Raw genomic sequence first — 26335 nt, 5'->3', positions numbered from 1 at the left:
CTCTTGAGACGGGACGAAACGATTCTACGCGTCATGGTACTGCCTTGTTGGCGCGCCGCGCGGTTGCGGGCTCACGGACTTCTTCAGCGCCGGTATCGAACGAATGACGAGCTTCTCCAGCTCCACCACGAGGAAGAACAGGATCGCACCCGCTACGAGCCAGAGCCAGGTCGAGAGCGGCAGGGACTCGGTATTGAACACCGCGTGAAAGGGCAGCGTATAGGTGAAAAGAATCTGCAGCACGATGACAGCACCGATGCCGTACCAGAGATACGGGTTGCCCATGTGCGCCCGCACCGATAGCGCTGAATTGAGCAGCGAACGGCTATTGAGCAGATAGAAGACTTGTCCCAGCGTAATGGCGTTGACGGCGGCCGTGCGCGCCATCGAATCCGCCACGCCCTGCGACTTCATCCAGAAGAATGCCGCGAGCGTATAGAGCACGAGCGTGGCGCCGACAAAGAGAATGCGCCACACGCCGAATGGTGTGACGATAGGACGGTCGATCGAGCGCGGCGGGCGCTGCATCACGTCGTTTTCGTGAGGCTCGAAGGAAATGACGAGGCCGAGCGCGACGGACGTCACCATGTTCACCCACAGCACCTGCGGCGCGGTGATCGGCAGCACGAAGCCGAACAGGATCGCGATGGCAATCACGGCGCCTTGGGCGATATTGGTGGGCAGCATGAAAAGCATGGCCTTTTCGATGTTGTTGTAGACCGTGCGCCCCTCCTTCACCGCCGCCGAGATCGAGGCGAAATTGTCGTCGGCGAGGATCATGCCCGCGGCTTCCTTCGTGACTTCCGTGCCCTTGATGCCCATCGCCACGCCGATGTCGGCCTTCTTGAGCGCGGGTGCATCGTTCACGCCGTCGCCCGTCATGGCGACCACCTGCCGGTTGGCCTGGATCGCCTTCACGAGCCGCAGCTTGTGCTCGGGGCTCGCGCGCGCGAACACATCCACGTCGCGCACGCATTCCTGCAGCGCGGCGTCGTTCATCGCCTCGATCTCGGTGCCCGCCACGGCCGTCTTGCCGTCGCCGATGCCGAGCATGCCCGCGATCGCGGCGGCCGTGACCTTGTGGTCGCCCGTGATCATCGTCACGCGGATACCGCCGCCGTGGCATTCGCGCACCGCGTCGATCGCCTCCTTGCGCGGCGGGTCCATGAGGCCCACGAGACCTAGCAGCACGAGTGTCTTCGGCAGGTCCTCGGGGCCGAGGTTGCCCACTTCGAGGCCGGGGTCGGGCAGCCAGGCGAGCGCGAGCACGCGTTCGCCCTGCGAGGCGAGCCGCTCGCCTTCGCGCGCAAAGCGTTCGCGGTCGAGCGGCGCGGGGCCGCTCGCCGTTTGCTGGCGGTCGCAATTTTCGATGATTACTTCCGGCGCGCCTTTCACGAGCAGCATCTCGCCTTGCGCCGAGCGGTTCAGCGTGGCCATGAACTTGTGTTCGGACTCGAACGGAATGCCGTCGATGCGCGGCGCGGCGGCGGCTTCCGCAGCGCGGTCCATGCCGAGCTTGCCGGCGAACGGGTAGAGCGCGCCCTCGGTCGGGTCGCCTTCCACTTTCCATTTGCCGTCTTCTTCGAAGAGGCCGGCGTCGTTGCACAGCATGGATACGCGGCCCATGAGCGTGAGCACCTCCGGCCGGGCGACGCCGAGCGGCTTGCCGCCCGCGCGGACTTCGCCTTCGGGTGCGTAGCCGTCGCCGGTCACTTCATAGGGCCCGTCGGCCGTCACGACCGAGGTCACCATCATCTCCATGAGGGTGAGCGTGCCGGTCTTGTCCGAGCAGATGCGCGAGACGGACCCCAGCGTTTCGACCGCGGGCAGGCGGCGGATGATGGCGTTGCGCTTCGCCATGCGCTGCACGCCAATGGCGAGCGTGATGGTGATGAGCGCCGGCAGGCCTTCCGGGATCACCGAAACCGCGATGCCCACCACGGCCTGGAACAACTGGATGAAGGTCATGTGGCCGAGCCAGTGGCCCCATGCGAAGAGCAGCACGCTGATGATGCCGATGGCGATCGTAATGACGTATCCAAACTTCTTGATCTGGCGTAGCAGCGGCGTTTCCAGCGCGCTGACCTCGGCCAGCATCTGGTTGATGCGGCCAAGCTCCGTCTGGCTGCCCGTCGCCACGACAATCCCGGTTGCGCGGCCCGAGAGGACCATCGTGCCGGAAAAGGCCATATTCTCGCGGTCGCCCACGGTGGCATGTGCCGGCACCGCGCCGGTGTTCTTCTCCGCGGGCACGGATTCGCCCGTGAGCGCCGCCTCTTCCGTGCGCAGGTTCCGCGCCTCGACGAGGCGGATGTCCGCGGGGATCTTGTCGCCCGATTCCAGCAGCACGATGTCGCCGGGCACGACCTCTTCCGCGGGGACGAGGCGCACCTCGCCGGCGCGCAGCACGCGCGCTTCGGCGGAGAGCATGTTGCGAATCGAGTCGAGCGCTTTTTCGGCGCGCCCTTCCTGCAGGAAGCCCAGCAGCGAGTTGAGGATGACCACCGCGAAAATGATGGAGGCATCGAGCCACAGGCTCAACATCAGCTTTATGAAGCCCGCCGCGAGCAGAACGTAGATGAGCACGTTGTTGAACTGGGCAAGGAACCGCACGAACGGGCCACTTTTCTTGCCCTGCGGCAGGACGTTGCGCCCATGGGTGCCGAGGCGCTGCGCGGCGTCCGCCGCATCGAGCCCTTGCGACGGATTCACGTTGAGCTGGCGCTCGATCTCGGCGGCGGGCATGGCGTGCCACTGCACCGCGCCCGCACCTGTTGCCGCATTCTCGGCAGAACTCATCTTCGCCCCCTTGGTTGCGCAGAGATTCAACGCAATAGTAAGTTTTTTTCGCGGCAGGCACGCGCAACCTGGTGCGCGTGCAGCTTTTGTCCGAGGCTGATGCCGTGAGATGTATGGCAACATCTCCTTGCCGCGACCTGCCCGAGCCATTCCATGCGCATCACGCCTGCGCCTCCGCTGCCCTGTCTCGTCGCGTTCGAAGCCGCCGTGCGTCCCCCAGCTTCACGCGTGCGGCTGCCGAACTGCACCTCACGCAAAGCGCGATGAGCCGCCAGATCCTACTCGAACCCTGCTCGTGCTGCTTTCGCACGGGGGCGATCGCACGCGTGGTGGATGGTGTGGATGCGGTGCGTCTCGCCGTGCACTAGGAGATCCAGAAGGGCGCCACGCAGATCAAGATCATGGCCTCGGGCGGTGTGGCCTCGCCGACGGACCCCATCAACAATACGCAGTACTCCGAAGATGAAATTCGCGCCATCGTGGCGGAGGCCGAAGCCGCAAACACACGCCTATACGGGCCGCGCAGTCGCACGCGCGGTGCGCTGCGGCGTGCGCTCGATCGAGCACGGCAATCCGCTCGACGACATCGGCGTGGTGGCCGGTGAGGGCGAGCGGAGCGAATACGTGCTTTACCGAGGGAAGATCGTGAAGGCGCGGGTGGAGGGCTGATCGCGCACCCTCTGTCAGTTGTCGAACTTGCCGCGATATTCGGGAGCGGCGTCCACGCGATGAAGGAGCGCCGCTGCGGCGGCGCGGACTCGCATTCAGCGGCGCACGAGCGCCACGACGTACACGCACGGGCCCTTGCCCGGATTGAAGAACGCGCAGTCGGCAGGCGGCCCGAGCTGCAGGCAGTCGCCGGCTTCGAGCGTATGCACCTGCTCGCCTTCCTCGAAAACCAGCGTGCCGCTGCGCACCCAGATCTGCTGATGCTGGAACGTGAACGCCGACGCCGGATACGCAACGCGAACCCCGCCCGGCAACGCGATCTCCACGAGCTCGAGCATGCCGCCGTTGCGCGGCGAGACGGCCCGGCGCGTGTAGCCGGTTTCGGGGTCTTGCCAGATCTGCTGATCCGCGGCGCGGATCAATCGCTCGCCGGTTCGCTCGGCGAGCGCGAGCAGCATGGAGAGCTGCAGGCCGAAGGCACCCGAAAGCCGACCGAGCACGGTAGCGGTAGGGCTCGCTTCGCCGCGTTCGATCTTGCTGATCATCGCCTTGGATACGCCCGAGCGCTCGGCCATGTCCGCGAGCGACCAGCCGCGCGATTCGCGCTCGATGCGCACGCGCGTGGAAATGGCGGAGGTGGGGTCGGTGAGCGATCGGTTCATGAGTCGATTATACGGGCCCGCTTGTGGCGTATCGCTTTGGATTCTCGCTGCCATACGCCACCCGGTCGAGCGGGACGAATGACGATCCGTGATGGGTGGCATCACATTCAGTGAATGCGGCAAGGGACGCTCGCCTGAGCCTTTCGCGGCAATACCGGATCAATCCCAGGTTTCAATAGTATCCGCTCGTCTACTATAGTAGATGGCATCGAGCGCGCCCAAAAGGAGCCGGCATGCCACGTGAAATCCGTCTGAACGCTTTCGACATGAACTGCGTGGGCCACATTCAGCAAGGCTTGTGGACGCATCCGCGCGACCAGTCGAGCCGCTATACGGAACTCCGGTACTGGACCGACTACGCGAAGAAGCTCGAACGGGGCCTCTTCGACGGCATTTTCTTCGCGGATGTCGTCGGCGTGTACGACGTCTACGGCGGCAATGCCGAGGCCGCACTGCGCGGCGCAGTGCAGGTTCCCGTGAACGACCCCACGCTCGTCATTCCCGCCATGGCTGCTGTTACGCAGCATCTGGGCTTTGGCGTGACGGCCAATCTCACGTATGAACAGCCGTTTCTGTTCGCGCGGCGCATGTCCACGCTCGACCATCTCACGGGCGGGCGCATCGGCTGGAACATCGTGACGGGCTATCTCGACAGCGCGGCCCGCGCCATCGGCATGGACGGCCAGAACGCTCACGACGACCGCTACGATCTGGCAGACGAATACATGGCGCTCGTGTACAAGCTCTGGGAAGGGAGCTGGGACGACGACGCCCTCGTCAACGACCGCGCCGGCGGCATCTACGCCGACCCCGCGCGCGTGCGGATGATTCATCATCGCGGGCCGCAATACACGGTGGATGCGATGCATCTATGCGCGCCGTCGCCGCAGCGCACGCCGGTGCTGTACCAGGCGGGGTCGTCCGCGCGCGGCAGGCGTTTTGCCGCGACGCACGCCGAATGCGTGTTCATCAATGGTCAGAAGATGGAAGGCGTGAAGGAGATCGTCGGGGACATTCGGCGCCAGGCCGTGCAGCTCGGGCGCGCGGCCGACGACGTGAAGGTCTTTCTGGGCGCAACGCTGATCGTCGGACGCACGGATAGCGAAGCGCGCGAGAAGTTCGACGACTACCGGCGCTACGTAAGTTCGGAAGCGGCTCTTGCGCACGCGGCGGCGTCGCTCGGCATCGACTTCGCGCGTTACGACCTCGACGAGCCCATCGAGACGGGCAAGAGCCAGGCGGTCGTGTCCAACGTCGAAGCCATGACGCGCAGCGCCGGGCCGCAATGGACGCGCCGCAAGCTGCTCGAGCAGATGGTGCTCGGCAGCCGCCAGGCGCCTTGGGTGGGGTCGGCTGAGCGCATCGCGCGAACGTTGATCGAGTGGAGCGAGACGGCGGGCGTGGATGGCTTCAATCTCTCGCGCACGGTGGTGCCGGAATGCTTCGACGACGTGGTCGAACTGCTGGTGCCCGAACTGCAAACTCGCGGCGCGTATAAAAGCGCGTATCGTGAGGGCACCCTGCGCGAAAAGCTCTCCGGCCGCGCGCGCCTGCCGGCCTCTCACGCGGCAGCGCAGTATCGCGGCGCTCGCGTGAACGAGGCATGAGCGACGCATGAAAATCGGGCACTGAATTCCCGCTACGAGGAGACCGCGGCAAGCGGGCAAGAATATGGTAGACAAACCCCTCTTTCGCGACGCCATGTCCGGTCTTGGCGCCGCCGTGAACATCGTCACCACCGACGGCGCCGCCGGGCGCGCCGGCTGTACGGCGTCCGCCGTGTGCGGCGTAACGGACGAGCCGCCCACGCTGCTCGTCTGCATCAATCGCACGAGCCGCAACAACGCGATCCTGCGCGTGAACGGGAGGCTCTGCGTGAACGTGCTGGCGGCCGACCAGCACGAGGTGGCCACGCGCTTCGCCACGAAAGACATCGACATGGCCGAACGTTTCGCGCTCGCCGAGTGGTATCGGCTCGAAACGGGCGCGCCCGCGCTGCGCGGCGCGGTGAGCTCGTTCGATTGCCACATTGCGCGCACGACCGAAGTCGGCACGCACACGGTGTTCTTCTGTGAGATCAAGGCGGCGCGCATGGTAGGCGGGCGCGACGGGCTGATCTGGTTCGGCCGCGCGTTTCATCGCGTACTAGCGCAGGCGCACGCGGCAGCGGCGGCAGCGGCGGCCTGAGCGTGGCGCGCACGCCGTCCCAAGGCGCTGCCGGTTCGCATTCGTCGGACGAAACGGGGCCGCCAGGGCTTGGCGCGGCGCAACGCGGCAAGGCCGCTTCCCTCGCGTTGCTACTCCTCGCACAGGTGGCGGCGATGGGCGTGTGGTTTTCGTCGAGCACCGTAGTGGTCCTCATCAAGCAGTCGCATGCCATTGCTGCATTCGACGAAGCCTTGCTCACGAGCGCCGTGCAGTGCGGCTTCGTGGCCGGCACCATCACGTCCGCGTTGCTTTCGCTGCCGGACCGCTACGATCTGCGCCGGCTGCTCGCGGTTTCCGCGCTCGTGGCGGCCGGGGCCACGGCCTCGCTCTCGTTCCTGCCGCCGGTCGGCGGCGCGGTTGTTGCGCTGCGGTTCGTCACCGGCATGTGCATGGCGGGCGTGTATCCCGTCGGCATGCGGCTCGCGGCCACCTGGGCGCGAGGCGATCTCGGTCTGCTCGTCGGCCTGCTCGTGGGCGCGCTCACGCTCGGCTCGGCAAGCCCTCATCTGCTCGCGGCCACGGGCGGCCTCGGCTGGCGCACGATCTATGGCGTCGCCGCGGCTTGCGCGGCGTGCGCCGCGGTGCTGATCGGCTTCGCGGGCATCGGGCCGAATATCCGGCGCGCCACGCGCATCGACGTTGCGAAAGTCGCGCAGACGTGGCGGCGGCCCGCCCTGCGGCTCGCCAATCTCGGCTACCTCGGCCACATGTGGGAGCTTTACGCGATGTGGGCGTGGCTCGCGCTGTTCCTGCAGCAAACGTTCGTCGCGCGCGGCATGGCCAATGCCAGCACGCGCGCGGAATGGATGACCTTCAGCGTGATCGCGATCGGTGCGGCGGGCGCGTGGCTCGGCGGCGTGCTGGCGGACCGTTTGGGGCGCACGGCCGTCACGGTCGGCGCGATGGCGACGAGCGCAACGTGCGCCGCGCTGATGGGCTGGCTCGCTCACGCGCCGCTCATCGTGATGGGCGCGGTCGCGCTCGTGTGGGGCGTCTCGGTGATCGCCGATTCCGCGCAGTTTTCGGCGAGCGTGGCCGAACTTGCGGACACGGACTCGGTTGGCACGCTGCTGACCGCGCAGACCTGCGCGGGGTTTCTGCTCACGCTCGTGAGCATTCATCTCGTGCCGTACGTGGTGGCGTGGCTGGGATGGCGGGGCGGCTTCGGCATGCTGGCCGTGGGGCCGGCGCTCGGTTGTGTCGCGATGCTGCGGTTGCGGCGGCATCCGGATTCGGTGAGGCTCGCGGGCGGGCGTCGGTGATCCGCGATGGCGCACGCGGGTGCAAAAGAGAAAAGAAGAGGAAAGCTGAACAATCGAAGTGCGGACTGCGTGGTTCCACATACCCTGCCGTTCGTGGACCTTTCCACAGAACCACGACATGCGGTACCTTAACGCGGATATTGGTTACGTCCCGCGCAAGAGGAGCTTGTCACGCATGTCCGCAAGACTGAACGAATTCCAGCAGCCCATTGGCGACCCTGTCACCGGCTGGCAGCCGCGCGAACGGCCTGCGCGCGTGACGATCGAGGGCCAGTTCTGCCGCATCGAGCCGATCGACCTCGACCGTCACGCCGCCGATCTCTTCGAAGCCTACGGCACCGCGGCCGACGGCCGTGACTGGACCTACCTGTTCTCCGAACCCTTCACCGACTTCGCCGCGTTTCGCCAGTACCTTGCGAAAGCGGCTGCATCGAGCGACCCGTTCCATTACGCCGTGATCGACCGCGCGAGCGGGAAGGCCGTGGGTACGTTCGCGCTCATGCGCATCGAGCCGGTGCATGGCGTGATCGAAGTGGGCAGCGTGACGTTTTCGCCGCGCCGGAAGCAAACGCCGATTTCCACCGAGGCGCAGTACCTGCTGATGCGCTACGTGTTCGACGACCTCGGCTACCGGCGCTACGAATGGAAATGCGACAGCCTCAACGCGCCTTCGCGCAAAACGGCGCTGCGTCTGGGCTTCCAGTTCGAGGGCATTTTCCGCCAGGCGATCGTGTACAAGGGCCGCAACCGCGACACCGCGTGGTTTGCGATCATCGACCGGGACTGGCCGCTTGCGAAAGCCGCATTCGAGCAGTGGCTCTCGAAAGAGAACTTCGACGCGCAAGGCCAGCAGCGTGCGTCGCTTGCCAGCTTGAGAGAAGCGGCCGCGGCCTGAATGTCCGCGGCGATCCGCATCCGCGACGTCGCGCTCGCCGACCGCGACGCGTGGTTCGGTTTTTGGGCGGGCTACCACGCGTTCGACCGGACGACCGTCGCGCCAAACATCAGCGAGCGCACCTGGCAGCGCATGCTCGATTCGAACGCGCCGGTGTTCGCGCGCGTCGCTGGTCTCGGGCGAAAGCCGGGCCAGCGCGTCGGCGTTCCCATGTCCCGAGCCCGATAGATAGGATTGTAACGAGTATTGTCACGATCATTTCATCGGTATAGGATGAGGGCGAATAAACCACCACGGTTTGATGTGCATTGCACAAATTCGCCTCCCAGCCTATGTCAGAAGCTTCAACGAACTCGCTCGTCGTGCTGCGCGGCGCGCCCGCCCCGCATGCAGCGCATGTCGGGCGCAACGCCGGCGTAGCGTTCGACGCGGCGTGGCTCGACGCCTTGCGCGTCAACCAGTCAGCCGTCGAGCGGCGCACCGCCACGCTCGGCACGCGCCGCGCGGTCAAGAAGGACGCGCAGGCCGCGTGGCTGCTGAAGGCCATCACCTGCATCGATCTCACCACGCTCAACGGCGACGACACCGAAGGCCGCGTGCGCCGTCTATGCACGAAGGCGCGCCACCCCGTGCGCGCCGACCTGCTCGCGGCGCTCGGCTTCGCACCCGATGCCATCACGACAGGCGCGGTGTGCGTGTACCACCGCTTCGTCGCGGCCGCCGTGGACGCGCTGGCGGGCAGCGGTATTCCCGTCGCGGCCGTCTCTACCGGCTTCCCGGCTGGCCTGAACCCGCACGCGCTCAAGCTCAAGGAAATCGAGGCCTCCGTTAAAGATGGCGCCGAGGAAATCGACATCGTCGTCACGCGCGAGCACGTGCTCACGGGCAACTGGCGCGCGCTCTACGAGGAAGTGCGCGAGTTTCGCGCGGCCTGCGGCGAGGCGCATCTGAAGGCGATTCTCGCCACGGGCGACATTCGCGTGCTGTCGAACATCGCCCGCGCGTCGATGGTCTGCATGATGGCGGGCGCGGACTTTATCAAGACGTCCACGGGCAAGGAAGGGACCAACGCCACGCTCGACGTCTCGCTGGTGATGGTGCGCATGATCCGCGAGTACCGCGAGCGTACTGGCGCGCTGGTGGGGTTCAAGCCCGCGGGCGGCGTATCGAACGCCAAAACCGCGCTCGCGTACCAGATCCTCATGAAGGAAGAGCTGGGGCGGTCCTGGTTGGAGCCCGAGCTGTTCCGCTTCGGGGCTTCGAGCCTGCTCGCCGACATCGAGCGCCAACTCGAACACCATGTGAGCGGCCGCTATTCCGCCTTCCACCGCCACCCCGTAGCCTGAGCAGACCATACCGATGAGCGTAGCCGAGTATTTCCGAACGATGGATTACGGTCCCGCCCCCGAGGACGATCAGCCCGTGCGCGCGTGGCTCGCGCAGCACGAGGCCGCGTTTGGGCATTTCATTGACGGCGCGTGGCGCGAAAGTGCCGATGGCGCGCGCTTCGAAGTGCGCGCGCCCGCCACGGGCGAGGCGCTCGCCGCCGTGGCGCAAGGCGGTGCGGCGGACGTAGCGGCGGCCGTCGCGGCAGCGCGCGCGGCGCAGCCCGAGTGGTACGCCATGGGCGGCGCGGCGCGCGCGCGGCATCTCTACGCGCTCTCGCGCATGGTGCAGCGCCACAGCCGCCTCTTCGCCGTGCTCGAAGCGCTCGACAACGGCAAGCCGATTCGCGAGGCGCGCGATATCGACGTGCCGCTCGTGGCGCGCCATTTCCTCCATCACGCGGGCTGGGCGCAGCTTCAGGAGAGCGAGCTGGAAGGCTGGTCGCCGCTTGGTGTGATCGGCCAGATCGTGCCGTGGAATTTCCCGCTGCTGATGCTCGCGTGGAAAGTGGCGCCCGCCATCGCACTCGGCAACTGCGTGGTGCTCAAGCCCGCCGAATACACGCCGCTCACCGCGCTGCTGTTCGCCGAACTGGCCCATCGCGCCGGCCTGCCCAAGGGCGTGCTCAACGTGGTGACGGGCGACGGCAGCACGGGCGCGGCGCTCGTCGAGCATTCCGGCGTCGACAAGATAGCCTTCACCGGCTCGACTGAAGTGGGCCGCCTCATCCGCACCGCCACGGCCGGCACGGGCAAGTCGCTCACGCTCGAACTGGGCGGCAAGTCGCCGTTCATCGTGTTCGACGACGCCGACCTCGACGGCGCCGTCGAAGGCGTCGTGGACGCCATCTGGTTCAACCAGGGCCAGGTATGCTGCGCGGGCTCCCGGCTGCTGGTGCAGGAGGGCGTCGAAGCGCGCTTTATCGAGAAGCTCAAGCGCCGCATGGCGACGCTGCGCGTCGGGCCCTCGCTCGACAAGGGCATCGACATTGGCGCGATCGTCGATCCGGTACAGCTCGAACGCATCGAGTCGCTCGTCGAAGCGGGGCGGCGCGAAGGCTGCGACGTGTGGCAGCCGCGCGAAGTCGAACTGCCGTCGGGCGGCTGCTTCTATCCGCCGACGCTCGTGACGGGCATCGGACCCGCCTCGACGCTCGCGCAGGAAGAAATCTTCGGGCCGGTGCTCGCGGCCATGAGCTTTCGCACGCCGGAAGAGGCCGTGGCGCTCGCCAACAATTCGCGCTATGGCCTCGCCGCGAGCGTGTGGAGCGAGACCATCGGGCGCGCACTCGACATCGCGCCGCGCCTGCAATGCGGCGTGGTGTGGATCAACGCGACGAACCTGTTCGACGCGAGCGTGGGCTTCGGCGGCTACCGCGAATCGGGCTTCGGCCGCGAGGGCGGCCGCGAAGGCGTGTTCGAATATCTGAAGCCGGCCGCATGGAGCAAGCTGCCGATGCGCGCGCAACGCGCGGCGCGCCCGCCGGCACCAGACTTTGCGCACGCGGGCAGCGGTCTCGATCGCACTGCGAAGCTTTTTATCGGCGGCAAACAGGTGCGGCCCGATAGCGGCTATTCACACGCCGTCTACGCACCAAACGGCGAATGGGTGGGCGAAGTCGGCGCGGGCAGCCGCAAGGACGTGCGCGATGCGGTTGCCGCCGCGCGCAGCGCGGGCAAGTGGACGCAGATGAGCACGCACGCCCGCGCCCAGGTGCTGTACTACCTCGCGGAAAACCTGAGCGCGCGAGCCGAAGAATTCGCGCGGCAGCTCACGTGTCGCGCGGGGCACGACGCGCGCGCGGCCGGGCGTGAAGTGGAGATGGCGATCGACCGGCTCTTCAGCTACGCGGCGTGGGCCGACAAGTTCGATGGCGCGGTGCATACCCCGCCGTTGCGCGGTGTCGCGCTCGCCATGCACGAGGCGCTTGGCGTGGTCGGCATCGCCTGCCCTGACGAAGCGCCGCTGCTCGGCTTCGTTTCGCTGATCGCACCGGCGCTCGCGATGGGCAATCGCGTCGTGGCGCTCGCGAGCGAGGCTTGCCCGCTGGCGGCAACGGACTTCTATCAGGTCGTCGAAACCTCGGATGTGCCCGCGGGCGCGCTCAACATCCTGACCGGCGAGCGCGCCGCGCTACTGCCGGCCCTCGCGAAGCACGACGACGTGGACGCGCTCTGGTGCTTCGGCACGGCGGCGGATTCGTCCCTCGTAGAGCGCGAGTCGGTTGGCAACCTGAAGCGGACCTTCGTCGATCATGGCCGCGAGGTTGACTGGTTCGACCGGACGAGCGCAGGATTGCCGTTCCTGCGCCATGCCGTGCAGGTAAAGAACATCTGGATACCGTACGGCGACTGAGCGTTTCGAACAAGAAAGCGCCACGTATTAGCTTTGCATGGGGCCGCACTAAGCGCTAAAGCGCCAAGTGCGGCCGACAGGAGACAAAAGCATGCTGAAGAATCTCGACCCGCTTCTGAACGCCGACGTCCTGCAAGCGCTGCGCGCGATGGGTCACGGCGACGAGCTCGTCGTTTGCGACGCCAACTTTCCCGCCGACTCCGTTGCGCGCGCCACGGTGCTCGGCAAGCTCCTGCGCATCGACGGCGCCGATGCGCCCCGCGCCGTGCGCGCGATCCTCTCCGTGCTGCCGCTCGACACCTTCGTCGAAGCCCCGGCCATGCGCATGGAAGTGGTCGGCGAACCCAACACGATTCCCACCGTGCAGCACGAAGCGCAGGCCGAGGTCGACGCCGCGGAAGGCCGCGCGGTGCCGTTCGCGCCCATCGAGCGTCATGCGTTCTATGCGCGCGCCCGCAAGGCCTACTGCGTGATCGCCACGGGCGAAACGCGGGGATACGGGTGCTTCGTGTTCACCAAAGGCGTGCTGCTCGCACCCGACGCACCGCGCGCGAAGGAGTACGGCCAATGAGCGGACGCGTCGTCATCCTCGGCATCTACGTGACCGATCTCGCGTTCCGCGCGAGCCGCATGCCGATGATCGGCGAGACGCTCGCCGGATCGGCATTCGCGATGGGACCGGGCGGCAAGGGCTCGAATCAGGCCGTGGCCGCCGCGCGCGCGGGCGCGCAAGTGGTGTTCTGCACGCGTGTGGGCAACGACGCGTTCGGCGACATCGCGCGGGCGACCTGGGCCGCCGAAGGCATCACGGCGCGCACCCAGGCCGTGGACGGACTGGCCACGGGCGCGGCGCACATCTTCGTGGACGACACGACCGGCATGAACGCGATCATCGTCGCAGCGGGCGCAGCGGCCACGATGGAGCCCGGCGACGCCGAAGCGATCGAAGCCGATATTGCGGCCTCCCAGGTATTCGTCACGCAGCTGGAGCAGCCGCTCGCGGCAGCGCGGCGCGGCCTCGAACTCGCGCGCCGGCATGGCGTGAAGACGGTGTTCAATCCGGCCCCCGCCATGGCGCTGCCCGACGACATCTTCCCGCTTTGCGACTACATCACGCCCAATGAGACCGAGGCGCAGGCGCTCACGGGCATCGAGATCCGCAACGCCGACGACGCGCGCCGCGCCGCCGACGTGCTGCTCGCCAAGGGCGCGGGCGCGGTCATCGTGACGCTGGGCGAAGCCGGCGCGCTGCTCCACACGCGCGATGCTTCGGTCTTGCTACCCGCCTTCAATTGCGGGCCGGTAGTGGAGACGGCGGGTGCGGGCGACGGCTTTACGGGCGGCTTCGCGGCGGCGCTCGCGCGCGGCGACGACGCGCTCACGGCCACACGCTTTGGCTGCGCGCTGGCAGGCATTTCCGTGACGCGCCCCGGCACCGCGCCCTCCATGCCGCGCAAGGAAGAAGTCGACGCCATGCTCGCGCGCACGGCGAGCGCCAGCGCGCATTGAACGTTGCCAGGTGAAAACACACCGCAAAGGATGAGCTCCATGAAGTCTGCACTCTTTGCCAAATGGTTCGGCGACCGGCAGTTGAACTTCCTGCTGGCGGTGAACCTGCTGGTCGTGCTGGTCGCGGTCTGGGTGTCGCGCGGGCAGTTCGTCGGCATCGATAACCTGCAGTCGATGGGCGCGCAACTGCCCGAAGTCGCGCTGCTCGCGCTCGGCATCATGCTCTCCATGCTGTCGGGCAACGGCGGCATCGACCTCTCCGGCGTGGGGCTCGCGAATCTCTCGGGCATGATCGCCGCGCTGATCGTGCCGCGCCTCGTGAGCGGCGACGACTCGCCCGCGCTGTATACGGCGCTCTTCATCGTGATCGTATTGTGCATGGGGCTCATTGGCGGCCTGCTGAACGGTGTGGTGATTGCGCGCCTCGGGCTCACGCCCATTCTCTGCACGCTGGGCACACAGTTGCTTTTCACGGGCTTCGCGGTGGCGCTGAGCAACGGCGCCTCCGTGCACGTGGATTACGTCGAACCGCTCGCCGATATCAGCAACGGCACGTTCTTCCAGATACCGATTTCGTTCCTGCTATTCGTGGCCGTGGTCGTGCTGCTGGGCTGGCTGCTCAGGCGCACGCCTTTCGGGCTGCGCCTCTACCTCATGGGCACGAACCAGCGCGCGGCGTTCTATGCCGGCATTCCGCGCGCGCGCATGCTGATCATGACCTACGCGATGTGCGGCGTGCTCGCCTCGCTCGCGGGGCTCGTGAGCGTTTCGCACACGCTTAGCGCGAAGTGGGACTACGGCAATTCCTATCTGCTCATCGCCATTCTCATTGCGGTGATGGGCGGCGTGAATCCGGCGGGCGGCTACGGACGCATCATCTGCGTGTTCTTCGCCGCAACGGTGCTGCAATTCCTTTCGAGCCTCTTCAATCTGATGGGCGTTTCGCAGTTTTTCGGCGACTGCGCCTGGGGCTTCCTGCTGTTGCTCTCGCTCGCGTTCGCGGGCGGCGAGCGGGTGCGCGCGATTTTCGGTTTCGGCGGCTCCCCGTCTGCTGGCAAAGGGCGGACTTCGGGCTGAGCAGCCGAACTGTGTAGCAGGCGGGCCTCGTGCCTCGGAGGTCCGCCGCCATCTCTTTCGGGGCGACGGTTAATCGGCTAATAAAAAACGGAGACATCGAACATGAAGATCAAGCGACTCAGTGTGGCAATCACGGCGTGTGCACTTGCTGCTGGCATGGCGGCCGTGGCGTACGCGGCGGAAAACCCGACCATCGTCACGGTGGTGAAGGTGACCGGCATCAGCTGGTTCAATCGGATGGACGACGGCGTCAAGGAATTCGGCAAGGACAACCCGAGCGTTTCGGTCTACCAGACGGGGCCTGGCCGCGCGGACGCCGCGCAGCAACTGAAGATCATCGACGACCTGATCGCCAAGAAAGTGAGCGCGATCGCGGTCGTGCCGTATGACCCGCCCACGCTCGAACCGGCGCTCAAGAAGGCGATGGACCGCGGCATCAAGGTCGTCACGCACGAAGCCGACAACGAAAAGAACACCATGGTCGACGTCGAGGCGTTCGACAACTCCGCCTACGGCGCCGCGCTCAACGACCGCCTCGCCTCGTGCATGCACAACGAAGGCAAGTGGGCGACGATGGTCGGCTCGCTCGGCAGCCGCTCGCAGGTGCAGTGGGCCAATGGCGGCATCGACAACGCGAAGAAGAAGTTCGCGAAGATGCAGCTGGTCGAAACGAACCTCGAAACCAACAACGACGGCGAGCACGCGTATGAAGTGGCCAAGGAAGTGCTGCGCAAGCATCCGGACATCAAGGGCTTCCAGGGCTCGTCGTCGCTCGACGTGATCGGCATTGGCCGCGCCGTCGAGGAAGCGGGCCTGCAGGGCAAGATCTGCGTGTACGGCACCGGCCTGCCGACCGAGGCCGGCAAGTACCTCGAAAGCGGCGCGATCAATGGCATTGCGTTCTGGGACCCGAAGCTGGCGGGCATCGCCATGAACAAGATCGCGATGATGCTGATCGACGGCAAGACCGTCGAGAACGGCGCGAACCTCGGCCTGCCGGGATACGAGAAGGTCACGGTGTCGAAGGGTCCGGGCAAGGGCATCATCGTACGCGGCCAGGGATGGGTGAGCGTCGACAAGTCGAACTACAAGCAATACAACTTCTGATCGGGAGAAGGTGGCGCGCGCAGCGGGCTTGCAGCCCGGCGCGCGCTTCGTCGCAACGTAGCGAAGAGACGACATGGCTTCAGAACCGCTATTGCAGGTGCTCGGCGTGCACAAGCGCTTCACGGGCGTGCACGCCCTGCGCGGCGTGACGCTCGCGTTCGAGCGCGGGCAGATCTATCACCTGCTCGGCGAGAACGGGTGCGGCAAGAGCACGCTCATCAAGATCATCTCCGGGGCGCAGCCGCCCGACGAAGGCGAGCTGGTGATCGACGGCGCACGCCACGCGCGGCTCACGCCGCTCGAATCGCTCGCGGCGGGTATCGAGACTGTGTATCAGGATCTTTCGCTGCTGCCCAACATGAGCGTGGCCGAAAACATCGGACTCACGACGGAACTCGCTGAGCATGCTGGGCGTCTCGCGCGCACGTTCGACCGCCGCGAACTCGCCCGCACGGCCGAGCGCGCCTTGAAGGCCGTGGGCCTGCCGGGCGACGCCGACTTTCAGGCGACGCTCATCGAGCAACTGCCGCTCGCCACGCGCCAGCTCGTGGCGATCGCGCGCGCCATTGCGAGCGAAGCGAAGTTCGTCATCATGGACGAGCCCACGACCTCGCTCACGCAAAAGGAAGTGACCAATCTCATTGCCGTGCTCGGCCAGTTGCGCGCGCAGGGCGTGACCGTGCTGTTCGTGAGCCACAAGCTCGACGAGTGCTATGCGATCGGCGGCGAAGTGATCGTGCTGCGCGATGGCCAGAAAGTGACGCAAGGCCCGATCACGAACTACACCAAGGCGCAGTTGAGCGAACTGATGACGGGGCGCGAGCTTTCCACCGCACGCTACCGCAACGTCGCGGCCGAAGCCGAGGTGCTGCTCGACGTTCGCGGCCTCGGCCGCACGGGCCTCTTCAGCGACGTGTCGTTCACGCTGCATCGCGGCGAGATTCTCGGCGTGACGGGCCTGCTCGATTCCGGTCGCAACGAACTCGCGCGTGCGCTTGCGGGCGTGGCGCCCGCCGATGCGGGCGAGATCGTGCTCGAAGGCCGCGCGATCAAGCTTTCGACGCCCGGCGACGCGAGGCGCGCGCGCATTGGCTATGTGCCGGAAGACCGCCTGAATGAAGGCCTTTTCCTCGACAAGCCGATTCGCGACAACGTGATCACGGCGATGATCGCGAGCCTGCGCGACCGCTTCGGCCAGATCGATCGCACGCGCGCACGCGCGCTGGCCGAAAACACCGTGAAGGAACTGCAGATCGCCACGCCCGATGTGGACAAGGCCGTGCAGTCGCTCTCGGGCGGCAACCAGCAGCGCGTGCTGATTGGCCGTTGGCTCGCCATCGACCCGCACGTGCTGATCCTCCACGGGCCGACCGTGGGCGTGGACGTCGGTTCGAAGGACATCATCTATCGCATCATGCAGCGGCTCTCGCAGCGTGGCATCGGCATTCTGCTCGTCAGCGACGACCTGCCCGAGCTGCTGCAGAACTGCGACCGCGTGCTGATGATGCGTAAAGGCCGCCTCGCCGAAGAGCACCACGCCGATGGCCTGACCGAGGCCGATCTGTACCGCGCGCTGCTTGCAGAGGCAGCCTGAATTTTGCGTAACGTTTTGCCGGACACCGCATGAGCACGAATCAGACAATGAGCACGTCGTCCAACACCGTCGAAGTCGCGCGCCAGAGCGTGCCGCTCAACTGGCGCGCGAAGCTCGCCCGCAATCCCGAGTGGTTCACGGCCACGCTGATCGTCATTACCTGCGTGATCGTCGCCTCCATCAATCCGCGCTTTTTCCAGTGGGCTACGCTGTTCGACCTGCTGCATTCGGCCACGATCACGTCGCTGTTCGCGCTCGGCACGCTCGTCGTGCTGGCGTCGGGCGGCATCGACGTCTCGTTCACGGCGATAGGCGCGCTCACCATGTACTCGATCACGAAAGCCGTGTTCGCGTGGTGGCCCGATGCGCCGTTCGCGCTCATTCTGCTCACGGGGGCGGTGGGCGGCATCGTGCTCGGCGTCATAAACGGCATGCTCGTCCACCGGCTGCAGGCGCCTTCGCTGATCGTGACGATCGGCACGCAATACCTCTATCGCGGGCTGCTGCTCACCTTCGTGGGCACGACGTTTTTCATGAACATCCCGCACAGCATGGACCACTTCGGGCGCATTCCGCTCATCGCCTACAAGACCGCCGACGGGCTCAACGCGGTGCTGCCGGTTTCCGCGATAGCACTCGTGGCAGGCGCGCTCCTCACGTGGTGGCTGCTCAACCGCACGATGATGGGGCGCGGCGTCTACGCCATGGGCGGCAGCACGGCGATTGCGGAGCGCCTTGGCTTCAACCTGCGCGCGATCCGCTTGTTCGTGTTCGGGTATACGGGGTTTCTCGCCGGCGTGGCAGGCATTTTGCACGTGGCGAACAACCGGCTCGCCAATCCGTTCGATCTGGTGGGCTCGGAACTCGACGTGATTGCGGCGGTGATTCTCGGCGGCGCTCGCATTACGGGCGGCAGCGGCACGGTTGTGGGCACGCTGCTCGGCGTGGCGCTCGTCACGCTCATCAACAACGTGCTGATTCTCGTGGGCGTGCCGAGCACGTGGCAGAAGGTGATTGTCGGCGCGTTCATTCTGGTGGCCGGTACGCTGTTCGCGCTGCGCCGGCGCGGCTGAGTCGGCAGGTTGTTGGCGCGACCGGCGCCGTACGGCCGGTCGGCGCTTATGCGCTGTGCTCGCGCAGCGTCTGGCCTTTCTCGGTGATGACGGAATTGAAGTCGTCCAGCTGCGAAAAGCGCCACGCCTTCACGATGCCATACTTGCTGGCATCTACAACGAGATGGCTTTCCACGGCGCTGGCCATGGCGGCTTGCTTGAGCGCCACTTCGTGAAAGTTCCAGCACGTCACGCCGCGCGCGGCGTCCACGCCGCCCGCTGAAATAAACGCCTTGTTGATGCCCATGCGGCGCAGCGTTTCAAGGCTCTCCTCGCCGGAAAACGAGTCCGACGACGGCACATACACGCCTCCCAGCAAGATCATCCGCACATTGGGCATGCGCCGCAGAATCTCGGCCACGTTGAGCGAATAGCACACCGCCGTGATTTGCAGCTGCGAAGGGATGAGGCGCGCGAGCGCGGCAAGCGTCGTGCCGCAGTCGATGAACACGGTGTCGTTCTGCGCGATGAGTCGCGCCGCGTGCGCGGACGCTTGCGCCTTGGCTTGCGCGAAGTGGTCCTTCTCGTGTTCGAGCGAGTAGCCGGCAGTATTGGGCACGTCCTGCGCGCTCACGATATAGCCGCCCAGATACGTGAAACGCTCGGGGTTCGCGGCGATGTCGCGCCGCACGGTCATTTCGGAGACACCAAGCACGCTGGCTGCATCGCGCAGATGCATGACGTTGTGTTTTGCGAGCGCGTCGGCAAGGGCGCGCAGCCGGTCGGTTTTGGCCATGGAGTGGGTGCTGCGCCGGACTGTGCTGCGTCCGGCGAACGTTAGATTTGTTTCGTACGCTTGAGCGAATTATAACAAGCAAGGCGTGCGATAGCCACGCGCTTTAGCTCCTGCTGCCCCGGCGCCGGCTTCGGCAAGCATGCGTTTTTCGCATGCTCCGCTCGACAATTAATCGTTTGTGGCGTCCCGATGCCGCACGGATACTGCCCTTTCTCACGAAGCGGCGGCGACGCCAAACCGGCAGCAATCCATGCGATCAGACCTCAATTTCATCAATGGGCAGTTCGTCGGCGCCGAAGGGCCGCAGATCGCTGTCCATAACCCCGCAACCGGCGACGCGATCGGTCATGTGAGCGCCGCGAGCGCCGCTGACGCGGTTCGCGCGGTCGTGGCGGCCAAGGCCGCGCAGCGCGCCTGGCGCAAGTTGCCCGCCGCTGAACGCGGCGCGATCCTGAACCGTTTCGCGGACGCGATCGTGGCGCGCGCGCCGAAGATCGGCGCGGCGCTTGCCGCCGAGTCGGGCAAGAGCGTCGCGGACGCAACCGCCGAAGCCCAGTACGCCGCCGAAATCCTGCGCTACCACGCGCAGTGGGCGCGCCGCATCGAAGGCGAGGTGATTCCGAGCGACAGCGCGAACGAAAACCTCATTCTCATGCGCGAGCCGATCGGCGTGGCCGCGTGCCTGATTCCGTTCAACTTCCCCGTGTACACGCTGCTGCGCAAGGTCGCGCCGGCGCTCATCACGGGTAATGCGGTGGTCGTGCGCCCGAGCAACAACACGCCGTGCTCGGCGTTCGAAGTGGCGCGCGCGGCGCAGGAAGCAGAATTGCCGGCGGGCATTTTCAACGTGCTCGCCATGGACCACGACACCGCTGCCGTGCTCTGCACGCACGCGGACGTCGGCATGATCACGCTCACGGGCAGCGTGAGCGCTGGCCGCAAGGTGCTCGATTACTGCAAGGAAAACATCGCCAAGCCCTCGCTGGAACTGGGCGGCAAGACGCCAGCGATCATCGAGGACGACGCCGATCTCGAAGCGGCCGCAACGGCCATCGTGCGCTCGAAAACCACGCACTGCGGCCAGCTTTGCACGGCGATCGAACGCGTGTACGTGCACGCTTCGGTGCATGACCGCTTCGTCGCGCTGCTGCGCGAGAAGATGAGCGCCGTGCGCTTCGGCGACCGCGCCGAAGACGCGACCCGCATGGGTCCGCTCGTGAGCGCGAGCGCACGCACAGCGATCCACGCGATGGTCGAGCGCGCGCTGGCCGAAGGCGCGAAGCTCGAAACGGGCGGTTACGTGCCCGAAGGCAAGGGCCACTTCTATCCGCCTACATTGCTCACGCATTGCCGCCAGGACATGGAGATCGTGCAGGAAGAGATCTTCGGCCCGGTGCTGCCGGTGCTTGCGTACGAGACGCTCGACGACGCGCTGCGCATGGCCAACGACCACCAGTTCGGCCTTTCGTCGGTGCTCTTTACGGAGCGCTACCGCTCGACCCTGCGTGTCGCGAACGAGATCGAAGCCGGCGAACTGTACGTGAACCGCACGCCTGCGGACCCGTATCAGGGCTATCACGCCGGCTGGAAGCGCTCGGGCCTCGGCGGCGACGACGGCAAGCACGGGATGCTCGAATTCACGCAGACACGCCTCGTCGTGATGCCGTTCTGATCGTTCGAGATACTGATTAATCGTTGTAACGGCGCCCTCGAACCGGGCGCCGCAGATAAAGAAAAGACGCCTCGCGCGGGCAACCGCCCGCGTGCCGGCAGGAGACAATCTTGCAGAAGTTCCTCGGAAAGCCCAATGCGCCGGCGATGCCGCGCGCCGAAACCGCATCGCTCACGCCCGCCGCAGCGGGCTCCATGCAGCGCTACGTGCAGCTGCTGCTGCTCGTGCTCGCCGCGGGCGGCATCTATCCGCTGCTGTATCTGCGTCAGGTCTACCAGACCACGATGCTCGATGTCCTGCATATCGACAACGCCCAACTCGGCTATCTCTACTCGGTGCTCGGCATCGTATTCTTCGTTTCCTATCTGCCGAGCGGCTGGCTCGCCGACCGCGTCGCGCCGCGCCTGTTGATCTGCTTTTCGCTCATCGGCACCGGGGCGCTAGGCCTCTGGTACTCCACCGCGCCCTCGTTCCATGCGCTGCTCGTGATCTTCTGCCTTTGGGGCGTCACGACCGGCCTCACGTTCTGGGCGTCCGTGCTCAAACGCGTGCGCATGATCGCGGGGGCGAACGAACAAGGCCGCTTCTTCGGGCTGCTCGACGGCGGACGCGGGCTCGTCGAAGCGCTGCTCGCCACCGCCGCGCTCGCGCTCTTCGCTGCCGCAACCGGCGCGGGACGCGGCGAAGCGGCGGCCCTGCGCCACGTGATCTATATGTATTCCTTCACGTGTATCGCGCTCGGTGCGTTGATGAGCTTCTTCAAGGACCCCGCGCCCGCGCAGGCCGAACGCAAGCCGGTCGAGGCGAATGCGAACGGTTCGCTGTGGCGCGATCTCGCGACGCTCGCCGCGATTCCCCAGCTCTGGCTGATGGCGGCCGTGGTGTTCTGCGGCTATCAGATCTTCTGGGCGACCTACAGCTTCTCCGCGTATCTCCAGCAGGGCGAGATGCATATGACCGTCGTGGCGGCCGGCATGGTCACCACCGCGAAGCTCTGGATGCGTCCTATCGGGGGCATTGGCGGCGGCTTTCTCGGCGACCGCCTGTCGAACCTGCGCGTGCTGATCTGGGCGCTGTTCCTGGCCGTCGCGGGCCTGATCGGTCTGATCCTGCTGCCCGCGCTGCGCAACATGGCGCTGCTCGGCGCGGTGGTGCTGTTCATCGGTCTCATGACCTACGCGATTCGCGGCCTCTACTGGACGCTGCTCGACTACTGCGCGATCCCCATGCGCATCACTGGCCTCGCCATCGGGCTCGTTTCGCTGATCGGCTATTCGTCGGACATCTTCCTGCCCCTCGTGAACGGCTATATCACCGAGCACTACGCGGGCATGCTCGGCTACCAGATCTATTTCGCCTATGTCGCCGCCATTGGCACGCTCGGCGGTATCGCCGCGCTCGTGCTCAAGCGCATGACCCACTCCAAACCTGCCTGAAACAGCCTGAACCATGAAAGTCGTTGCAATTGAAACGAACGTCGTCGCGGTGCCGCCTCCGCACCTCGGCGGCATGTACTGGATCTTCGTTACGCTGAAAACCGATTGCGGCATCGAAGGCGTGGGCGAAATCTACGCCGCCACGTTCCATCCCGACGTGATGGTGAGCGCGATCGAAGACGTCTTCACGCGCTATCTGCTGGACCACGATCCGCACCGCGTCGAGCGCCTGTTCCGCGAGGCCTATTCGAGCGGCTTTACACAGCGCCCGGACCTCACGATGATGGGCATCGTGAGCGGCCTCGAAATGGCATGCTGGGACATCATCGGCAAGGCGGCGGACAAGCCCGTATACGAACTGCTCGGGGGCATGGTGAACGAGCGGCTTCGTTCGTACACCTACCTGTACCCGAAGAACGCGCAAGGCGAATACGATTACGACGACCCCGATCTCGCCGCCGAATGCGCTGCCGAGAACGTGAAGCGCGGGTTTACCGCGGTCAAGTTCGACCCCGCGGGCCCGTACACGGCCTGGTCGGGGCATCAGCTCTCGCTCGAAGTGCTCGACCGTTGCGAAACGTTCTGCCGCAAGGTGCGTGAAGCGGTGGGAAGCAAGGCTGATCTGCTGTTCGGCACACATGGCCAGATGGTGCCGTCTTCGGCCATCCGGCTTGCGAAGCGGCTCGAGAAATACGACCCGCTTTGGTTCGAGGAGCCGGTGCCGCCTGGCCAGGAAGAGGCCATCGCCAATGTCGCGAAGCACACGTCAATTCCCATTGCCACGGGCGAGCGCCTCACCACCAAATACGAATTTCACAAGCTGCTGCAGGCGGGCGGCGCGTCGATCCTGCAACTGAACGTAGCGCGCGTGGGCGGCCTGCTCGAAGCGAAGAAGATCGCGACGCTCGCCGAAGTGCACTACGCGCAGATCGCGCCGCATCTCTACAACGGGCCGATTGGCGCGGCGGCGAGCATTCAGCTTGCGGCCTGCACGCCGAACTTCCTGATTCAGGAAAGCATCGGCACGTGGGATGGTTTCCACGCGCAGGTGCTCAAGCAGCCGATTCAGTGGGAAGACGGCTACATCATTCCCTCGAAGGCACCGGGCCTTGGCGTCGAACTCGACATGGACGTCGTGCGCGCGCACTCGCCTTATACGGGCAAGCGTCTGCATCTGCAGATGGCGAGCCAGCCCGCCGACGTCCGCGATACCTCGCCCGCACGCGGCTGACCTGACGGAGCACGCAGATGAACTACGACTACATCATCGCCGGCGCCGGTTCGGCGGGCTGCATTCTCGCGGAACGGCTCTCCGCTTCCGGACGTCATTCGGTGCTGCTGCTCGAAGCGGGCGGACCCGACGATTCGCTCTGGTTCAAGATCCCGATAGGGTTCGCCAAGCTGTACTACAACAAGCAGTACAACTGGATGTACTACAGCGAGCCGGAGCCTGAGCTTGCCGGCCGGCAGATCTACGCGCCGCGCGGGAAGGTGCAGGGCGGCTCGGGCGCGATCAACGCCATGATCTACGTGCGCGGCGCCGCGCGCGACTACGACGACTGGGCCGCGGCGGGCAATGCGGGCTGGTCGTACCAGGAAGTGCTGCCGTACTTCCGCAAGCTCGAATCGCATCCGCTCGGCGACACGCCCTGGCACGGCGCGAACGGCCCGGTGCGCATCACGCCGATGAAGGAGGGCGCGCATCCGGTTTGCCGCACCTTCGTCGAAGGCTGCACGCAGCTCGGCTACGAGCGCAACGACGACTTCAACGGCGCGCGGCTCGAAGGCGTGGGCATCTACGATGTGAATACGCGCGACGGCAAGCGCGATTCGAGCAGCGTGGCCTACCTGCATCGCGCGGGGCAGCGCTCGAACCTGAAGATCGAGCATCATGCGCGCGCCACGCGTGTGCTGTTCGACGAGGCTCAAAAACGCGCCATCGGCGTTGAGATCGTGCAGCAAGGCGTAAAGCGCACGTTTCAGGCGAACCGCGAGGTCATCGTCGCGGCCGGCGCGGTCGATTCGCCCAAGCTCTTGCAGCTATCGGGCGTGGGCCCGCGCGAACTCCTCGCGAAGCACGGCATCGACGTGGTGCATGAACTGCCTGCGGTGGGCCAGAACCTGCAGGACCATCTGTGCGTGAGCTTCTACTATCGCTCGCGCGTGAAGACGCTCAACGATTCATTCAGTAGCTGGATGGGCAAGCTGAAGTTCGGACTGCAATACGTACTTCAGCGCAAGGGCCCGTTCTCGATGAGCGTAAACCAGTCGGGCGGTTTCTTCCGCACGAGCCAGGACGAGGCGCACCCGAACATGCAGGTGTACTTCAATCCGCTTTCGTATCGGATTCCGAAGTCGGATCGGGCGCAGCTCACGCCGGAGCCGTACTCGGGCTTTCTCGTCTGCTTCAATCCTTGCCGGCCCACGAGCCGCGGCTCGGTGGAGATCGCTTCGGCGAACGTCGAAGACGCGCCAAAAATTCGCGGCAACTATCTCTCGACCCAGAAAGACCGCGACGAGGCGATTGCGGGCAGCCGCCTCGTGCGCAAGCTGATGACGGCGCGCGCATTGCAGGGCATCACCGAAGCCGAGGTGACGCCCGCCGGCGAAGTGACCGACGACGCGAGCATGCTCAAGTTCTTCCGCGAGCAAAGCGGTTCGATCTATCACCTGTGCGGTACTTGCGCGATGGGGCCGGACGCGCGCACCTCAGTGGTGGATGCGCGCCTGCGCGTGCATGGCATCGAAGGCCTGCGCGTGGTGGATGCGTCGATCTTCCCGAATATCACATCGGGCAATACCAATGCGCCGACGATGATGGTCGCAGAAAAGGGCGCGGACATGATTCTGGAAGACGCCGATCACGCCATCGCCGCAAAGGCCATCGAGCAGAGCCGTCAGCGCATGGCCGCAACTTCGTCCTGAAGCCATTGCCGGAAAAGCCGGAGCGGCTTCGAAGCCTTCTGTTCGGGCCGCACCACGAACCAGTATGACTGGCGGCCGTCCACGTGGATGTCACGCACGGGCGCGAGCAGGCCCTGGGCCAACTCGTGCTCGATCATGTGGCGGTCGGCCATCGTCACGCCGAGCCCTTCGATGGCCGCGCGGATCGCATGATCGAGCAAGTCGAATTCGTAGCCGCCCGAGGTGTCCACGTCTTCGATGCGCGCCGCGTCGAGCCAGTGCCGCCAGGTGAGATAGCGCTGGTTGTCGCCCGCGAGCACGTGCAGCAAAGTGTGCCGCGTGAGATCGATGGGCCCTTGCGCGAGCAGCGCGGGCGCGCACACTGCGATGTGCGATTCGTGCATCAGCAGCGAGCTGTCGAGGCCTTCCCATTCGCCGTCGCCAAAGCGGATCGCGCAGTCTAGCGCCGTCGAATCGGCGAGACTGTCCTGCAGATGCGTGGTGAGGCTCAGTTCGAGTTCGGGATGGCGCGCCTGCAGGCGCGTGAGGCGCGGCACGAGCCAGCGGCTCGCGAAGGTGGGCGGCGCGTTCACGCGCAGGCGGTTGAGGTCGCTCTTCTGCTGGATCGTGCGCACCGTCACTTCGATGCGGTCGAACGACTGCTGGAGCGTGCGCAGCAGCGCACGCCCGGCGTCGGTCAGTTCGAGCCGGTGGTGATGGCGCTCGAGCAGCGCCTCGCCGAGCTGTTCTTCGAGCTGGCGCACCTGGCGGCTCACCCCGCTCTGCGTCACGTTCAGCTGCTCGGCGGCGCGGGTGAAGCTGCCGCTCGTGCCTGCCGCCTCGAACGCCTTCAGGGCGTTCAGCGCCGGCATCTTTCGCTTCAAGGTCGTCTCCTCGCTCCGGGCGCCATGTCAAAACGACGCCTCCTGCAAACGACGCAGTATACCGGCCC

21 protein-coding genes and 1 pseudogene are annotated in these 26335 nt (G+C 65.9%); 18 read left to right on the top strand and 4 right to left on the bottom strand.

All coding sequences use genetic code 11. The annotated features are described in order from the left end of the window. Nucleotides 1-24 precede the first annotated feature (24 nt). On the bottom strand, nucleotides 25-2799 hold the full coding sequence (locus M3I53_RS05155; protein WP_254314893.1) for an HAD-IC family P-type ATPase: 2775 nt from the start codon (nucleotides 2797-2799) through the stop codon (nucleotides 25-27). 113 nt (nucleotides 2800-2912) lie between these two features. Here M3I53_RS05155 and M3I53_RS38560 point away from each other — a divergent pair. Then, nucleotides 2913-3384 (top strand): annotated as a pseudogene (locus tag M3I53_RS38560) (amidohydrolase family protein); the annotation flags it as partial. A gap of 179 nt (nucleotides 3385-3563) precedes the next feature. On the opposite strand, the gene M3I53_RS05140 reads toward M3I53_RS38560, so the two are convergent. Then, the gene (locus M3I53_RS05140) at nucleotides 3564-4130 is read right to left on the bottom strand and encodes an XRE family transcriptional regulator (protein ID WP_254314891.1); all 567 of its coding nucleotides are present in this window, start codon (nucleotides 4128-4130) and stop codon (nucleotides 3564-3566) included. A gap of 233 nt (nucleotides 4131-4363) precedes the next feature. Between M3I53_RS05140 and M3I53_RS05135 the strand changes: the two genes are divergently transcribed. From M3I53_RS05135 to M3I53_RS05075, 13 genes are all read left to right on the top strand, one after another. Beyond that, a complete protein-coding gene (locus tag M3I53_RS05135; RefSeq protein WP_254314890.1) occupies nucleotides 4364-5737 on the top strand; it encodes an LLM class flavin-dependent oxidoreductase in 1374 nt (457 codons plus the stop codon). A gap of 64 nt (nucleotides 5738-5801) precedes the next feature. Further along, nucleotides 5802-6317, top strand: a complete 516-nt coding sequence (locus tag M3I53_RS05130) for a flavin reductase (RefSeq protein WP_254314889.1) — start codon at nucleotides 5802-5804, stop codon at nucleotides 6315-6317. Nucleotides 6318-6319: 2 nt separating this feature from the next. Next, nucleotides 6320-7600: an MFS transporter gene (locus M3I53_RS05125; RefSeq protein ID WP_254314887.1), complete on the top strand. Its 1281-nt coding sequence runs from the start codon at nucleotides 6320-6322 to the stop codon at nucleotides 7598-7600. A 175-nt stretch (nucleotides 7601-7775) separates the two neighbouring features. Next, the gene (locus M3I53_RS05120; protein ID WP_254314885.1) at nucleotides 7776-8495 is read left to right on the top strand and encodes a GNAT family N-acetyltransferase; all 720 of its coding nucleotides are present in this window, start codon (nucleotides 7776-7778) and stop codon (nucleotides 8493-8495) included. Then, nucleotides 8496-8723 (top strand): hypothetical protein, encoded by a 228-nt coding sequence (locus M3I53_RS05115; protein ID WP_254314883.1) that lies wholly within the window; start codon nucleotides 8496-8498, stop codon nucleotides 8721-8723. 104 nt (nucleotides 8724-8827) lie between these two features. After that, nucleotides 8828-9841, top strand: a complete 1014-nt coding sequence (gene deoC, locus M3I53_RS05110; protein ID WP_254314881.1) for a deoxyribose-phosphate aldolase — start codon at nucleotides 8828-8830, stop codon at nucleotides 9839-9841. A 13-nt stretch (nucleotides 9842-9854) separates the two neighbouring features. Then, nucleotides 9855-12236, top strand: a complete 2382-nt coding sequence (locus tag M3I53_RS05105; RefSeq protein WP_254314880.1) for an aldehyde dehydrogenase family protein — start codon at nucleotides 9855-9857, stop codon at nucleotides 12234-12236. A gap of 91 nt (nucleotides 12237-12327) precedes the next feature. After that, nucleotides 12328-12807 carry an RbsD/FucU family protein gene (locus M3I53_RS05100; protein ID WP_254314879.1) on the top strand — a complete coding sequence of 160 codons (480 nt, stop codon included), beginning with the start codon at nucleotides 12328-12330 and terminating at the stop codon, nucleotides 12805-12807. After that, nucleotides 12804-13745: a ribokinase gene (rbsK, locus tag M3I53_RS05095; RefSeq protein ID WP_254314878.1), complete on the top strand. Its 942-nt coding sequence runs from the start codon at nucleotides 12804-12806 to the stop codon at nucleotides 13743-13745. The genes M3I53_RS05100 and rbsK overlap by 4 nt, the downstream gene beginning before the upstream one ends. Before the next feature lie 39 nt (nucleotides 13746-13784). Beyond that, nucleotides 13785-14822, top strand: a complete 1038-nt coding sequence (locus M3I53_RS05090) for an ABC transporter permease (protein WP_254314877.1) — start codon at nucleotides 13785-13787, stop codon at nucleotides 14820-14822. A gap of 102 nt (nucleotides 14823-14924) precedes the next feature. Next, nucleotides 14925-15929 carry an autoinducer 2 ABC transporter substrate-binding protein gene (locus tag M3I53_RS05085; RefSeq protein WP_254314876.1) on the top strand — a complete coding sequence of 335 codons (1005 nt, stop codon included), beginning with the start codon at nucleotides 14925-14927 and terminating at the stop codon, nucleotides 15927-15929. A gap of 73 nt (nucleotides 15930-16002) precedes the next feature. Continuing rightward, on the top strand, nucleotides 16003-17523 hold the full coding sequence (locus M3I53_RS05080) for a sugar ABC transporter ATP-binding protein (protein WP_254314875.1): 1521 nt from the start codon (nucleotides 16003-16005) through the stop codon (nucleotides 17521-17523). Between the two features lie 29 nt (nucleotides 17524-17552). After that, nucleotides 17553-18596: an ABC transporter permease gene (locus M3I53_RS05075; protein WP_254314874.1), complete on the top strand. Its 1044-nt coding sequence runs from the start codon at nucleotides 17553-17555 to the stop codon at nucleotides 18594-18596. 46 nt (nucleotides 18597-18642) lie between these two features. On the opposite strand, the gene M3I53_RS05070 is transcribed toward M3I53_RS05075, so the two are convergent. Next, entirely contained in the window at nucleotides 18643-19371 is a 729-nt protein-coding gene (locus M3I53_RS05070) for a DeoR/GlpR family DNA-binding transcription regulator (RefSeq protein ID WP_254314873.1), read from the bottom strand. 250 nt (nucleotides 19372-19621) lie between these two features. Between M3I53_RS05070 and aldA the strand changes: the two genes are divergently transcribed. The 4 genes from aldA (at nucleotide 19622) to M3I53_RS05050 (ending at nucleotide 25404) form a co-directional block, all read left to right on the top strand. Next, entirely contained in the window at nucleotides 19622-21043 is a 1422-nt protein-coding gene (gene aldA, locus M3I53_RS05065; protein WP_254314872.1) for an aldehyde dehydrogenase, read from the top strand. Nucleotides 21044-21189: 146 nt separating this feature from the next. Beyond that, nucleotides 21190-22479, top strand: coding sequence for a nitrate/nitrite transporter (locus tag M3I53_RS05060; RefSeq protein WP_254315101.1), 1290 nt, complete (start codon nucleotides 21190-21192; stop codon nucleotides 22477-22479). Nucleotides 22480-22492: 13 nt separating this feature from the next. Beyond that, the gene (locus M3I53_RS05055; protein WP_254314870.1) at nucleotides 22493-23710 is read left to right on the top strand and encodes a mandelate racemase/muconate lactonizing enzyme family protein; all 1218 of its coding nucleotides are present in this window, start codon (nucleotides 22493-22495) and stop codon (nucleotides 23708-23710) included. A 17-nt stretch (nucleotides 23711-23727) separates the two neighbouring features. Further along, nucleotides 23728-25404 (top strand): GMC family oxidoreductase, encoded by a 1677-nt coding sequence (locus M3I53_RS05050; RefSeq protein WP_254314869.1) that lies wholly within the window; start codon nucleotides 23728-23730, stop codon nucleotides 25402-25404. On the opposite strand, the gene M3I53_RS05045 is transcribed toward M3I53_RS05050, so the two are convergent. Continuing rightward, the gene (locus M3I53_RS05045; protein WP_254315100.1) at nucleotides 25377-26255 is read right to left on the bottom strand and encodes a LysR substrate-binding domain-containing protein; all 879 of its coding nucleotides are present in this window, start codon (nucleotides 26253-26255) and stop codon (nucleotides 25377-25379) included. The genes M3I53_RS05050 and M3I53_RS05045 overlap by 28 nt on opposite strands. Between the last annotated feature and the right edge of the window lie 80 nt (nucleotides 26256-26335).

This window comes from Paraburkholderia sp. CNPSo 3272 (assembly GCF_024206495.1).
Classification (GTDB): Bacteria; Pseudomonadota; Gammaproteobacteria; order Burkholderiales; family Burkholderiaceae; genus Paraburkholderia.
The sequence above is the reverse complement of the archived record's forward strand: the minus strand, read 5'-3'. Positions and strand labels throughout refer to the sequence as shown.

What these genes read in the sequence shown, in the direction of transcription:
- M3I53_RS05155 (WP_254314893.1), bottom strand. Translation starts at nt 2,799, where the DNA reads ATGAGTTCTGCCGAGAATGCGGCAACAGGTGCGGGCGCGGTGCAGTGG.
- M3I53_RS05140 (WP_254314891.1), bottom strand. Translation starts at nt 4,130, where the DNA reads ATGAACCGATCGCTCACCGACCCCACCTCCGCCATTTCCACGCGCGTG.
- M3I53_RS05135 (WP_254314890.1), top strand. Translation starts at nt 4,364, where the DNA reads ATGCCACGTGAAATCCGTCTGAACGCTTTCGACATGAACTGCGTGGGC.
- M3I53_RS05130 (WP_254314889.1), top strand. Translation starts at nt 5,802, where the DNA reads ATGGTAGACAAACCCCTCTTTCGCGACGCCATGTCCGGTCTTGGCGCC.
- M3I53_RS05120 (WP_254314885.1), top strand. Translation starts at nt 7,776, where the DNA reads ATGTCCGCAAGACTGAACGAATTCCAGCAGCCCATTGGCGACCCTGTC.
- M3I53_RS05115 (WP_254314883.1), top strand. Translation starts at nt 8,496, where the DNA reads ATGTCCGCGGCGATCCGCATCCGCGACGTCGCGCTCGCCGACCGCGAC.
- deoC (WP_254314881.1), top strand. Translation starts at nt 8,828, where the DNA reads ATGTCAGAAGCTTCAACGAACTCGCTCGTCGTGCTGCGCGGCGCGCCC.
- M3I53_RS05105 (WP_254314880.1), top strand. Translation starts at nt 9,855, where the DNA reads ATGAGCGTAGCCGAGTATTTCCGAACGATGGATTACGGTCCCGCCCCC.
- M3I53_RS05100 (WP_254314879.1), top strand. Translation starts at nt 12,328, where the DNA reads ATGCTGAAGAATCTCGACCCGCTTCTGAACGCCGACGTCCTGCAAGCG.
- rbsK (WP_254314878.1), top strand. Translation starts at nt 12,804, where the DNA reads ATGAGCGGACGCGTCGTCATCCTCGGCATCTACGTGACCGATCTCGCG.
- M3I53_RS05090 (WP_254314877.1), top strand. Translation starts at nt 13,785, where the DNA reads ATGAAGTCTGCACTCTTTGCCAAATGGTTCGGCGACCGGCAGTTGAAC.
- M3I53_RS05085 (WP_254314876.1), top strand. Translation starts at nt 14,925, where the DNA reads ATGAAGATCAAGCGACTCAGTGTGGCAATCACGGCGTGTGCACTTGCT.
- M3I53_RS05080 (WP_254314875.1), top strand. Translation starts at nt 16,003, where the DNA reads ATGGCTTCAGAACCGCTATTGCAGGTGCTCGGCGTGCACAAGCGCTTC.
- M3I53_RS05075 (WP_254314874.1), top strand. Translation starts at nt 17,553, where the DNA reads ATGAGCACGAATCAGACAATGAGCACGTCGTCCAACACCGTCGAAGTC.
- M3I53_RS05070 (WP_254314873.1), bottom strand. Translation starts at nt 19,371, where the DNA reads ATGGCCAAAACCGACCGGCTGCGCGCCCTTGCCGACGCGCTCGCAAAA.
- aldA (WP_254314872.1), top strand. Translation starts at nt 19,622, where the DNA reads ATGCGATCAGACCTCAATTTCATCAATGGGCAGTTCGTCGGCGCCGAA.
- M3I53_RS05060 (WP_254315101.1), top strand. Translation starts at nt 21,190, where the DNA reads ATGCCGCGCGCCGAAACCGCATCGCTCACGCCCGCCGCAGCGGGCTCC.
- M3I53_RS05055 (WP_254314870.1), top strand. Translation starts at nt 22,493, where the DNA reads ATGAAAGTCGTTGCAATTGAAACGAACGTCGTCGCGGTGCCGCCTCCG.
- M3I53_RS05050 (WP_254314869.1), top strand. Translation starts at nt 23,728, where the DNA reads ATGAACTACGACTACATCATCGCCGGCGCCGGTTCGGCGGGCTGCATT.
- M3I53_RS05045 (WP_254315100.1), bottom strand. Translation starts at nt 26,255, where the DNA reads ATGCCGGCGCTGAACGCCCTGAAGGCGTTCGAGGCGGCAGGCACGAGC.